The following is a 12,261-nucleotide window of genomic DNA, read 5'->3' as shown; positions in this document are numbered from 1 at the left end:
TGGGGAGGCCGCCGCCCGCCGCTGCGACGGGGGGCGTGGAGCGTGGATTGTGTCTGTTCTCTCAAGCCCTGTCTGTCTCCTCTGTCAGGACACCACCAAGGGAATTGGTGTATCTGTGGCGGATATCCACGCTGGCGATATGGCCGATCAGGCTTTCCGGCCCTTCCACGTTCACGGCCTGCAGCCACGGGCTCTTGCCGGAAACCTGCCCCGGCTTGCGCCCGCGTCCGGTAAACAGGACGGGTGCCACCTGGCCGATGCTTGCATCGTTGAAGGCGTCCTGCTGCATGCGCAGCACGGCCTGGAGTTCCTGCAGGCGCGCATCCTTCACGTCCTCGGGTACCTGCTGGCCCGCGCCTGCGGCCGGCGTGCCGGGGCGGGGGGAATACTTGAACGAATAGGCCTGTGCGAATCCGACATTGCGGATCAGGCGCATGGTGTCGGCAAAGTCGGCATCCGTCTCGCCGGGGTGGCCCACGATGAAATCGGATGACAGGGCCATATCAGGGCGCGCATTGCGCAGGCGGTCCACCAGCAGGCGGTATTCATCAGCCGTGTGGCCGCGGTTCATGGCCGCCAGCACCCGGTCGGAGCCGGACTGCACCGGCAGGTGCAAAAACGGCATGAGCTGCGGCAGGTCACGGTGGGCGGTGATCAGGTCATCTTCCATGTCGCGCGGGTGGGACGTGGTGTAGCGGATGCGCGCGACACCCACCTCATCGGCCAGCATGCGGGCAAGACGCGCCAGCCCCCACGTGGCGCCATCCGGCCCTTCGCCGTGATAGGCGTTGACGTTCTGGCCCAGCAGCGTGATCTCGCGCACGCCGGCGGCCACAAGCCGGCGGGCTTCGGACAGGACAGCCATGACCGGGCGGCTGCTTTCGGCTCCGCGCGTATAGGGCACGACGCAGAAGGAGCAGAATTTGTCACATCCTTCCTGAATGGTCAGGAAGGCGGCTCCACCGGCGGGCACCTCGCGGTGCGCGGGCAGGAAGTCGAATTTCTGCTCGACGGGGAAGTCGGTTTCGATCACGGCGCCGGCCGCGCGCGCGGCACGGGCCACCATCTCGGGCAGGCGGTGATAGGTCTGGGGACCGAGCACGATATCAACATAAGGCGCGCGGGTCAGGATTTCCTGCCCTTCGGCCTGCGCCACGCATCCGGCCACGGCCAGCACGGTGCCTTCGCCGCGTTCGGCGCGCGCTTCCTTCACCTTGCGCAGACGGCCCAGCTCGGAAAATACCTTTTCCGCCGCGCGGTCACGGATGTGGCAGGTGTTCAGGATGATCATGTCCGCGTCATCGGGCGTGTTCACGGCCCGGTAGCCCAGCGGGCGCAGCACGTCGGTCATCCGCTCGCTGTCATACACGTTCATCTGGCAGCCCCATGTTATGACATGCAGGCCCCTCGCGGATGATGTGCTGGAGGGTGGCTGCGCCACGCCGGAAAGGGGAGACAGGCTGTTCACGGTCAGGTATCCTCAGGCAGCAGGGCGGGCCGATACCCGCACAACGGGCGCAACACATCATGGTTCGGCTGCGCGCGGTCAAGTGCCTTGCGACCGATAGCCCTGGGAACACGGGGTCCCGCCATCAACGCTCCCGCCAAGTAATTCAGGGCTGCCGGGCGCGGCAACCCTTCCTGCCTGCAATGATCATGCCCCGCGGAATCGGGGTGCTGTCAAGCCAAGATCGGCGGACTGGTGACGGTTTGCAACAGGGCGGTGCGATTCCGGGCACGGGGATGACATATTCGGAACTTATTAAGACGTGGACGTTAATATCGGTTTGATCATGCATGCCGGGAATGGCAGAAATCACACAGTGGGAAAATAACCGCACGCGAGACAGGAACAGGGGCGGCACCGTTTGACACGATTGCGTCATCTCCGCATGGCATGCACCCTGGGTGCCCATGTCACGCGCAGTGCCGGTTATGCAAGTCTGTGTGTGATCATGGCGGCCTTCGTGCCAAGGGGGGACGCCGCACGCGCTGCCGACCCGCAGGACTACACCACCGTGCTCCGGCCCACGGGCAATGCCGATCTGGACGCGGCACTGCGTGCCTCCTCCGACCTGCTTTCCCTGCAGAAGACGCAGGCGGTCAGCCCCTTTGCCCTGACCGGGCGCATTCATAACGACTATTCCCGCCTGATCAGCGCGCTGGAAAGCTACGGCTATTATGCGGGTGGCATCACCATGACCGTGACTGACGTGGCGGGCCACTCCAAGGCCGGGGACAAGGCTGGGGACAGGGCAGGGGACACGTCCGGCGCGGGCCATGACGGCCGCGACCCCGACCTGCCGGAATGGATGCAGGCCATTCCGGCGGGGCACAGGGCGCAGGTCACGATCAGTGTCACGCCGGGTGTCCAGTTCCTTATCGGCACCGTGACCCTCAACCCCGACAGCGGGGACCCTCCGGTCCATCTGAACGCGGATGAGGCACGGGCCTTCGGCATGAAGCCGGGCATCCCTGCACAGGCCGAAGGCGTGCTGTCCGCCGGCGCCGCACTGCAGGTCGCCCTGACGGAGGAAGGCTACGCGCTTGCCCATGTCGGCACGCCCCAGGCATGGCTGCGGCCCGCCACCCATACGCTGGACCTGGCCTATACGGTGCACCGGGGGCCGGTGGTCAATCTGGGTGCGTTCGACTTTGCGGGGCTGCAGCGCACGCATCCGGCCTATATCGCGCGCCGGATGACCATCGCGCCGGGGGAACTCTACCAGCCCTCACGCATCGAGCGCGCACGGCAGGATATCGCCGCCACCGGACTATTCTCCGATGTGCAGGTCAACCATGGCGACACGCTGGCCAGCGACGGCACCATGCCGCTCGACTTCACCTTCCGGGAGGGCAAGCGCCACAGCGTGGGCGTGGAGGGCGGATACTCGACCGACCTGGGTGGCCGCGCGGGTGTCACATGGACCCATAACAACCTGTTCGGCAATGCCGAGCGGCTGCGGCTGACGGCACTGATCACCGGGCTTGGCGGCTCGGCGGAGCAGGGGCTGGGCTATGATTTCTATGCCGACCTGATGAAGCCCGATTTCGGGTCGCGCCAGCAGAACCTGAGCGCCCGGCTGGAGGGTATCAAGCAGGAACTCTATTCCTACCGCCAGACCGCGCTTCTGGCGCGCGTTGGCGTGGTACGCCACGTCAACCGGCTGTGGAACGTATCCTTTGGCGGCGAGATCGAGCAGGAACAGATCCAGCAGATGCGCACCACCAACAGCTATTTCATCGTGTCGCTGCCACTCACCGCCAATTATGACGGCACGGGGGTGGACAACCCCATAACGCCCGCGACCCATGGCGTGCGGATCGGGGCCAGCATCACGCCTTCCGCCTCTCTGACCGACGGGACATCGTTCTTCGCCATCATGCAGGCGACCGTCTCGACCTATTTCGATCTCACGCATCTTGGCCTTTCACACCCCGGCCGCAGCGTGCTGGCATGGCGCGGGACCATCGGTAACGTGGAAGGCGCCTCGACATTCGCCATCCCGCCCGACCAGCGGCTTTACGCCGGCGGGTCGGCCACGGTGCGCGGCTTCCGCTACCAGGGGGTGGGTCCGCAGTTCGCTAACACGCGCTACGCCGTGGGTGGCACATCCATGGATGCGGGATCGTTTGAATACCGCCAGCGCATATTGCAGAAATTCGGGGCCGTGGGCTTTGTTGACGCAGGCCAGGTCACGGGCAATCACACGCCGTTCGAGGGTACGGTGCGTGTGGGCGCGGGTGCGGGTGCGCGCTACTACACCCCCATCGGCCCGGTGCGGCTGGATGTGGCCGTACCGCTCAACCGCCCGGCAAAGGGCGACAAGTGGGAACTGTACGTGGGGCTGGGGGAGACATTCTGATGCCTGGACAGACCCCTGCCGCGCCGCCGCGCGGGCGGCGTATCCTGCGCGGTGTCGCGCTGGCACTGGGCATTCCCGTGGGGCTGGTGGCCGTGGCGCTGGGCATGGTGCTGGTGGTGGCCAATACGGGTGCCGGCCAGCGTGAGATCGAACGTCGCCTGCCAGGACTTACCGGCGGCAGTGTGCACCTGTCGGGACTGGGGGGGCGCTTTCCCGACGCGCTGCGTGTGGCCCATCTGGAACTGGATGACTACAAGGGGGCGTGGCTGTCCATCGACGGGCTGCAACTGGACTGGTCGCCGCTGCGGCTGCTGGGGCGGCGCGCGGTCATAAGCAACCTGTCCATGGCACGACTGTCCATCCCGCGTCTGAGCGAGGATGACCCCGCCCATCCCGCAAAAAAAACACCGGACCAGACATCGAACAGCATCCATATGGGCATCGATATCCATGCGGTGCACGTGGCGCGGATTGACGTGGGGGCGGCCCTTGCCCGCGTGCCTGCCTCCTTCCGGCTGGAGGGACATGCCAGCCTGGCCGATATTGCGCCGGTGCTGGACAGTTTTTCCGTCGCCACCCTGCCACCGGCCGATATCGCGCTGAACCTGACCCGTCTCGACCATCCCGGCACGCTGGCGCTGACAACCCGGCTGGACCGGCGTACCGTAGCCCTTGACCTGCATGCGCATGAAGGGGCTGACGGCTTTGTGGCCACGCTGGGCCAGATACCCGCGCTGGCGCCACTGGACCTGTCACTCAGCCTTGATGGGCCGCGTAATGATACGCGGCTGGCGCTTGCGCTGGCCACGGGGGCGGTGCAGGCCAGTGCGAAGGGGCAGGTGGGGCTGGTCAGTCACCACATGGCGCTGGACGTGGCGGCGAGCAGCCCGGCCATGGTGCTGGATGGCGCCACCGGCTGGCAGGGCGCGCGGCTGGCCGCCCATATGGGTGGCACGCTGGAGCGCCCCACCGGCAACGGCACGCTGGATGTGGACCGCCTGACCAGCAACGGCGCAGGCTTTGGCGCGCTGCATCTCGTGGCCGATGGCCTGAGCGGGCAGGGGACTGGCCAGCCGGAACATGCCGCCATCCACGCCACCATCACCGGCCTGCTGGTGCCGGGCAGCCAGCCCACGCTTTTTGCCGCTGATCCGGTCAGTCTGGACGTGCTGTGGCACCCCGATGACCGGGGCGGTCCGGTCGACCTCTTGCTCACCCACCCGCTGGCGCGGCTGACCGGGCAGGTGCTGACCGCAGGGCCTGTGGCCGCCACCTTCCATGCCGACCTGCCCGCCCTGGCCCCGCTTGCGGCGGCGGGCGGGACGGAACTGCATGGTCATGCGGCGGTTGATGGCAATGTCACGCTGCCGGTTGCGGGGCAGGACGGGCATTTCGGGCTGGACAGCCATATCGTGCTTGATGGCGGCCTGCCGGTTGCCGTGGGGCTGGTGGGCGATGCGGGTCACCTGAACGTGGCGGGCAGCATCACACCGGCGGTGCATGGTGCGCGCACGCTCACCTTCACCACATTGCTGGCTGAGGGGAAAACCCTGCACCTGGAGGCAACGCCCACCCGCATCGTGACCGGCACCCCGCTTGCGGTGGACACTACCGCGCATCTGGCCCTGTCGGACCTGCATGTGCTGGCCCCCACGCTGAAGGGGCACATGCAGGCCGACCTGCATGCCTCGGGCCCGGTAAGCGACCTTGCCGCCAGCCTGACCACGCAGGCCAGCATCGCGGCCAGCAACACGGCGGCGGGTGATGTGCAGGCCAGTCTGGACATGCAGCACCTGCCACAGGTCAGGCAGGGCGTGCTGGCCATTTCCGGCACCGTGGACCGCGCGCCGGTTCAGGTCGCGGCCCGTCTGGACAGCAATGCCGACACCAGCCGCCATCTGACCGTGGAGCATCTGAGCTGGAAAAGCCTGACCGGGCAGGCGGACATGACGCTGCCTGCGGGCCGGCTGGTGCCATCGGGCACGCTGGACCTGCACATGACCCGGCTGGCCGACCTGCGTGACCTGACCGGGCAGGACATTGGTGGCCACCTATCCGCCAGCCTGCACAGTACCAGTGCGACAGCGGACTCTCCATCAGCCCTTGCCGTGAACGTGGACAGTGCGCTGGCAGCCCCCATCGCGCGCATCGACCGGCTGGTGCTCAGGGGCAGGGTGCTCGACCCGGTGGGCGCAACCCCCACCAGCGATCTGGACCTGATGGTGGACAACGCCCATTTCCGTGACATGAGCGGCCATGCCCATGTCACGGCAAAGGGGCCGACATCGGCGCTGAACGTGACCGCCCAGTCCGGGCTTGATACGCCCTGGACCGGTCCCGCCACCCTTGATACCGCGCTGGTGGCCAATCTTCCCGCCAGTTCGGTGGCCATGCACCGGCTGGTGGCCGAGGCCCGGCGCGAACAGGTCCGTCTTGATGCGCCCGTAAGCGTGACCTATGGCAAGGAAATTGCCATCGATCACCTGCGCATGAGCCTGATCCCGCCAGGCGGCCAGTCAGGCAGCGTGGAGGTGGCAGGCAAAATCAGGCCCACACTGGACCTGCATGCAACGCTGGCCCGCCTCTCACCCGATCTGGTCACCCCTTTCGTGCCATCGCTGCACGCCCAGGGCCAGCTTTCGGCGGAGGCACGGCTGAGTGGTACCCTCGACCGTCCATCGGGCCGGATAAGCGTGAACGGCACGGGCCTGAAATACCACACGGACTATACATCCTCCCTCGCACCCGCATCGCTGGATGCAACTGCCGTCCTGACGTCCGGCATGGCGCGGGTCGATGCGCGGATGCAGGCCGGCACGCAGGTCAATCTCGGGGTGCATGGCACGACCCCGGTCAACGGGACGGGGCAGATCACGCTGCAGACCGAGGGGAACGTGGATCTTGCGGTGGCCAATGCCTATCTGGGTGCGCAGGGCATGCAGGCGGGGGGCATGCTCCAGATGAACCTGGGCGTGCGTGGCACCCCGGCCCAGCCGCGTCTTGGTGGCACGCTGACACTTGCCAACGGCCTGTTCCATGATTTTGGCGAGGGCATACAGCTTGCCGCCATTCATGGCACGGTCAACGCGATGGGGGACCGGCTGGTCATTTCCGACCTTGCGGCGCAGGCAGGCAAGGGAAGCATTAGTGCCTCGGGCAGCTATGGCGTGCTTGAACCCGGCCAGCCGATCGACCTGCATGTCCATGCTGATAACGCCCGCCCGCTGGCCAGTGACCTGATCACCACAACCCTTGATGGCGATCTGGGCATAAAGGGCCAGCTTGCCAGCCGCATCGACGCCACGGGCGCCATCACGCTCAGGCGGGTGGACATCAATATTCCCGACTCCCTGCCCACTTCGGTCGCCCACTTGGATGTGATCCGCCCCGGCGATGAAAGCGCGCAGGCGAAAGCCGCCCATACATCCCCGCTGGTGGTCGGGCTGGGGCTGGATGTTGCATCCCCGGGTCGGTTTTATGTGCGCGGGCACGGGCTGAATACCGAAATGCATGGCAAGATTCATGCGGGCGGCACGGCTACGGCGCCACTGGTGTCGGGCGGGTTCTCGCTGGTCAAGGGCGGGTTTTCACTGGGCGGCATCTCGCTTGATTTCAGCAAGGGGCAGGTGGGCTTCAATGGGGTGGGGGTGACCCACAAGATCGATCCGACGCTGGACTTCGTGGCCGAGCGCAGCACGAATGATGGTACCGCGCGCCTGAACGTGGGTGGCTATGCCAGCGCGCCCAAGATCACGTTTTCCTCAACACCGCCACTGTCACAGGACCAGATCCTGGCCATCCTGCTGTTCGGCACGGATACGCAGTCGCTCTCGCCCACGCAGATGGCTTCCATCGCGGCGGCGGTGGCTACACTGAGCGGCGGCTCCGCCTTTGACCCGCTGGGCATGGTGCGCAAGACGCTGCATCTGGACCGGTTGCAGATGAGCAGTTCCTCCAACGGTTCCGGCGGTAACGATACGGGGGCGATCGAGGCGGGGAAATACGTCATGCGCCGCGTGTATGTGGGGGCCAAGCAGGCCACGTCCGGATCGGGCACGCAGGCGCAGGTGCAGGTGGACCTGACCAAGCGGCTCAAGCTCAATACCACCGTTGGCACGGGTGGCAATGTGACGGGTTTCACGACGCCGGAGAACGACCCCGGCAGCAGTATTGGCCTGCTGTACCAATTCAGGTACTGACCCGCCGCACGGCCTGTTCACCCTGGCGCAAATGCATTACGCTTCCGTCATGAATGTTCATGTTACGGCTCGCGGGAGTCTTGTGCCCATCCTGCTGGCAATTGCCAGCGGCATGCTTGCCATGGGGCTGGCTCTGCCCGCCCTGCCGCTGGAACTTCAGGCACGCTTTGCCTGCGGCACCACCATGATCGGGGTGGTGATGGGCCTGCAGTCGTGTGCGACATTGCTGTCACGCCCATGGGCGGGGCAGATGGCGGACCAGCGTGGCGGGCGCGATACCCTGCTGGCCGGGCTGGGGTGGACTGCAGGTTCGGGGCTGGCCTGTGCCGCCGCCCTGCTGCCCGTGTTCTCCCCCGTCATCCAGCAGGCCATGATCGTGCTGGGGCGGGGCGCCATGGGGCTGGGCGAAGGGCTGCTGGTGACAGGTGGCGGCATATGGGCGGTCACCATGGCCGGAAGCGCGCGTGCCGGGGCCGCGATGTCCTGGGTCGGGCTTGCGATCTTTGCCGGGCTGGGCGTGGGTACGGCGCTTGGCGGCATGATCGAGGCGCAGGAGGGTTTCCTGTGCGTCTGCCTTGTCGCCGTTGCCCTGCCGATTGCGGGCATCGGCCTTGCCCTGCGTCTGCCACAGCCGCCCCGCCTGCACGACGGCAGCCATGCGGGCATGCGGTGGCGGGACCTGATCGGACACATCTGGGCATGGGGCATGGCACTGGGCCTGTCCACGCTGGGGTTTGCCGCCATTTCGTCTTTTCTGGTCATTTTTTATGTCGCGCGGGGGTGGCATGGGGGCGGATGGGCGCTAGCCGCGTTTGGCACAGGCCATGTAATGGCCCGGCTGGTGGGGGGGCGTCATGTCGACCGTGAGGACGTGCGGCCGCTGGTAAGGACGATCATGCTGGCGGAAGCAGCGGGGCTTGGCATGATCTGGCTGGCGCCGGGGCCCGTATGGGCGGCGGCGGGCTGTTTCGTGAGCGGGCTGGGTTTTTCGCTTACCTATCCGCTGCTGGCCACGCCGGTGCTGCGGCAGGTGCCCCCCACGGCGGTCGGGTCGGCTATCGGGCTGCTGGATGCGTTTTTTGATGTCGCGGCGGGGGCAGGGGCCGTGCTGTCCGGCATGCTGGCCGGGGTGGCGGGGCCTGCCAGCCCCTTTGCCATGGCCATGCTGGCGGCCCTGGCGGGCAGCGGGGTGATGATGGTGCTGCGCAATCCCCGGGTCGGATAGGGCCGTATAACAGAACCGCCGGCACACGGGCCGGCGGGTTGGGTTTTTTCCGGGAAATGGCGGGAAGGACGGGGCGGTTACGCCGCCTTCATGACCTCGGTCAGTTTTTCGAGCACTTCGGTAGGTTCCTTGCCCTCCAGCACCGCCACTTCGGCCACGAAGCGTTCCTGTGCCGCCTCGAACAGCTTGCGCTCGCTGAAGCTGCCATCAAGGCTGTCCACATTGCGGCGCAGGTCGCGCAGCACTTCGGCAATCTGCACCAGATCGCCCGAATTGATCTTTTCCTGGTAAGCGACGGCCCGGCGCGCCCACATGCCGCGGCTGACATGGGGCTTGCCCTTGATGATGGCCATGGCCTTGTCCACGATCTCGCGTGAGACGATCTTGCGCAGCCCCGACTTGCGCGCCTTGGACAGCGGGATGCGCAGCGTCATCTGGTTGCCGGGAAAGGAGATCTGGATCATTTCCAGCTTCGTCCCGGCAATTTCGTCAACGCCGATGCGGTCGACACGGCCAACACCATGCGCCGCATACACGATTGCATCGCCCTCGCGGAAGGGGTCCTCATCTTTTACAGCCTTGCTGGACTTTGCCTCGGCTGCCGTGGCCGCTGCGGCCGTGCGTGCCATTGCATCGGTCACAGTGCCCTTCTGGGTGGTTCTGAACATGCTCATGCCACCCGTATAGCATAAATTCCTTCTTCTGTCTTGGCCCCTTGCAGGGGGAAGCAGGCTCAGCCCTGTATGCCGTTGACAGGGGCAAGCGGCGGCGGGGCAGGCAGGCCACAGGACTGGAGCAGGTCGATCTCGATCGTGCGCGAGATGGTGAGCATGGGCATGCCATGCGGCGTTGCGCCAAAGGGGTCCTGCAGGTCGCTTCCGATCTTGTCCAGCGCCACGAACAGAAGTCCCACCAGCGATGAGCCGAGCGGTGTGATCCACCCCAGCGTCTGCACCATGGACAGCGGCAGGATGATGCAGAACACCGCCGCCACCACCTTGGGCAATATCGAGAACTGGATGGCGAGCGGCGTGTTGCGGATGCGTTCCAGGCCGCCCTGTGCGTTGCTCATGTCCGACAGGATGCGGTCGATCTGGCCCTGCAGCGCGCCATCAATGCCCAGCCTGCGGGATTCCATGTCCACCCGCAGCCCGATCTGGAACAGGATGGCGGCGGGAATGTTGGCCTTGTCCTTTACCCCGTCCTTCATGGAATCCGGCAGCAGGCGCATGATGTCGTCCGTTGCGTCAAGCCGGCCCAGCGCGCCGCGCAGGGCATAGGGATAGGCCGCCATGGCACGGGCAAGGTCAGGACAACCGCCCAGGATCGTGCCCGCCTGCCGGGCAAAGGAGCGGCTGTTGTTGGTCACGGCCCCCCACAGGGTCCGTCCCTCCCACCAGCGGTTATAGGCGGTATTGTTGCGGAAGCTCATGAACAGGACCAGTGCCGAGCCGATGAGCGATATGGGAAGTGTCGGCTGTTCCATCCATTCCTGATGGAAAATCTGGAACATGACCACCACGACAACATCCCACGCGCACAGCAGCACCAGCGACAGCAGGCTCTCGCGCATCAGGATCCACAAACCAATCTTGCGATTAACGACCATATGGGCTTTCCGGCATGGTGGCAGAACGGAAGACGGCTTTTGTGACCCTCTTCCCATCCCCCCGCTTAACACAGCCCGGCGCGCCTGCGGTACCGGTCAATGACATGTGGCATCATTTGTTATCGAAACGGCATTGCAGGGAAACAGCGCATGCAACATTGACGTCATGCCCATGATGCCCTTAATCGTTCCGGATCAGCTACGGGCCTGAACGCCCGCAACGCATGCAAGGAAAGACGGATCATGGATGTAAGGGCAGCCGTTGCCTTTGAAGCAGGCAAACCGCTTGAAATCGAGACGGTACAGCTTGAAGGCCCGCGCGAGGGTGAAGTACTGGTCGAGATCAAGGCCACCGGCCTGTGCCATACGGACAAGTTCACCCTGTCCGGCGCCGACCCTGAGGGGCTTTTCCCCGCCATCCTGGGCCATGAGGGCGCGGGCGTGGTCGTGGAAGTGGGCCCGGGTGTGAAGCACCTGAAGCCCGGTGACCATGTGATCCCGCTCTATACGCCCGAATGCCGGGAGTGCAAGTCCTGCCTGTCGCGCAAGACCAACCTGTGCACGGCCATCCGTTCCACGCAGGGCAAGGGGCTCATGCCCGATGGCACGTCGCGCTTTTCGTTCAAGGGGCAGCCGATCCATCACTACATGGGCTGCTCCACGTTTGCCAACTACACGGTCCTGCCCGAGATCGCGCTGGCGAAGATCCGTCCCGACGCACCGTTTGACAAGGTGTTCTACATCGGCTGCGGCGTGACCACCGGCATCGGCGCCGTGCTGTTCAGCGCAAAGGTGGAGGCAGGCAGCACGGTGGCCGTGTTCGGTCTGGGCGGCATCGGGCTGAATGTCATCCAGGGGGCGAAGATGGTTGGCGCCGACCGGATCATCGGCGTGGACATCAACCCCGGGCGTGAGGCGATTGCCCGCAAGTTCGGCATGACCGATTTCGTCAACCCGAAGGACCTTGGCCCCAATGGCGACCTGGTCGGCCATCTGGTGGAAATGACCGGCGGCGGCGTCGACTATTCGTTCGAATGCGTGGGCAACCCCACGCTCATGCGCCAGGCGCTGGAATGCGCGCATCGTGGCTGGGGCGTGTCCACCGTGATCGGCGTGGCCGGGGCGGGTCAGGAAATCAGCACGCGGCCGTTCCAGCTTGTCACCGGGCGGCGCTGGATCGGTTCGGCCTTCGGTGGCGCGCGCGGGCGCACGGACGTGCCGCGCATCGTGGACTGGTTCATGGAAAACCGCATCGACATCAACAGCCTCATCACCCATAAGCTGCCGCTCGAGCGCATCAACGAAGGCTTCGACATGATGGCAAAGGGCGAGAGCATCCGCACCGTGGTCGAGTTCTGATCC

Annotated in this window: 7 protein-coding genes; 4 read left to right on the top strand and 3 right to left on the bottom strand. The window is 65.7% G+C overall.

Translation table 11 applies throughout. The annotated features are described in order from the left end of the window. Positions 1-61 precede the first annotated feature (61 nt). Complete coding sequence (gene miaB / locus LDL32_RS04685) at positions 62-1,375, bottom strand: tRNA (N6-isopentenyl adenosine(37)-C2)-methylthiotransferase MiaB (RefSeq protein ID WP_370636747.1); 1,314 nt, start codon at positions 1,373-1,375, stop codon at positions 62-64. Positions 1,376-1,892: 517 nt separating this feature from the next. Between miaB and LDL32_RS04680 the strand changes: the two genes are divergently transcribed. The 3 genes from LDL32_RS04680 to LDL32_RS04670 are packed head-to-tail and all read left to right on the top strand — an operon-like array spanning position 1,893 to position 9,290. Then, positions 1,893-3,866: an autotransporter assembly complex family protein gene (locus LDL32_RS04680; RefSeq protein ID WP_233064816.1), complete on the top strand. Its 1,974-nt coding sequence runs from the start codon at positions 1,893-1,895 to the stop codon at positions 3,864-3,866. Next, a complete protein-coding gene (locus LDL32_RS04675) occupies positions 3,866-8,065 on the top strand; it encodes a translocation/assembly module TamB domain-containing protein (protein WP_233064815.1) in 4,200 nt (1,399 codons plus the stop codon). The genes LDL32_RS04680 and LDL32_RS04675 overlap by 1 nt, the downstream gene beginning before the upstream one ends. Before the next feature lie 49 nt (positions 8,066-8,114). Then, entirely contained in the window at positions 8,115-9,290 is a 1,176-nt protein-coding gene (locus tag LDL32_RS04670) for an MFS transporter (RefSeq protein WP_233064814.1), read from the top strand. 77 nt (positions 9,291-9,367) lie between these two features. Here LDL32_RS04670 and LDL32_RS04665 read toward each other — a convergent pair whose 3' ends face one another. Both LDL32_RS04665 and LDL32_RS04660 read right to left on the bottom strand, forming a co-directional pair. Beyond that, the gene (locus LDL32_RS04665) at positions 9,368-9,964 is read right to left on the bottom strand and encodes a CarD family transcriptional regulator (protein ID WP_026018640.1); all 597 of its coding nucleotides are present in this window, start codon (positions 9,962-9,964) and stop codon (positions 9,368-9,370) included. Positions 9,965-10,023: 59 nt separating this feature from the next. Then, complete coding sequence (locus LDL32_RS04660) at positions 10,024-10,899, bottom strand: bestrophin family protein (RefSeq protein WP_233064812.1); 876 nt, start codon at positions 10,897-10,899, stop codon at positions 10,024-10,026. A gap of 243 nt (positions 10,900-11,142) precedes the next feature. On the opposite strand from LDL32_RS04660, the gene LDL32_RS04655 reads away from it, so the two are divergent. Beyond that, positions 11,143-12,258: an S-(hydroxymethyl)glutathione dehydrogenase/class III alcohol dehydrogenase gene (locus LDL32_RS04655; RefSeq protein ID WP_233064810.1), complete on the top strand. Its 1,116-nt coding sequence runs from the start codon at positions 11,143-11,145 to the stop codon at positions 12,256-12,258. Positions 12,259-12,261 lie beyond the last annotated feature (3 nt).

Source organism: Komagataeibacter sp. FNDCF1, from assembly GCF_021295335.1.
Classification (GTDB): Bacteria; Pseudomonadota; Alphaproteobacteria; order Acetobacterales; family Acetobacteraceae; genus Komagataeibacter.
The sequence above is the reverse complement of the archived record's forward strand: the minus strand, read 5'-3'. Positions and strand labels throughout refer to the sequence as shown.

Excerpts from the sequence above, each read along its gene's own strand:
- miaB (WP_370636747.1), bottom strand. The coding sequence starts at position 1,375 with ATGAACGTGTATGACAGCGAGCGGATGACCGACGTGCTGCGCCCGCTG.
- LDL32_RS04680 (WP_233064816.1), top strand. The coding sequence starts at position 1,893 with ATGGCATGCACCCTGGGTGCCCATGTCACGCGCAGTGCCGGTTATGCA.
- LDL32_RS04675 (WP_233064815.1), top strand. The coding sequence starts at position 3,866 with ATGCCTGGACAGACCCCTGCCGCGCCGCCGCGCGGGCGGCGTATCCTG.
- LDL32_RS04670 (WP_233064814.1), top strand. The coding sequence starts at position 8,115 with ATGAATGTTCATGTTACGGCTCGCGGGAGTCTTGTGCCCATCCTGCTG.
- LDL32_RS04665 (WP_026018640.1), bottom strand. The coding sequence starts at position 9,964 with ATGAGCATGTTCAGAACCACCCAGAAGGGCACTGTGACCGATGCAATG.
- LDL32_RS04660 (WP_233064812.1), bottom strand. The coding sequence starts at position 10,899 with ATGGTCGTTAATCGCAAGATTGGTTTGTGGATCCTGATGCGCGAGAGC.
- LDL32_RS04655 (WP_233064810.1), top strand. The coding sequence starts at position 11,143 with ATGGATGTAAGGGCAGCCGTTGCCTTTGAAGCAGGCAAACCGCTTGAA.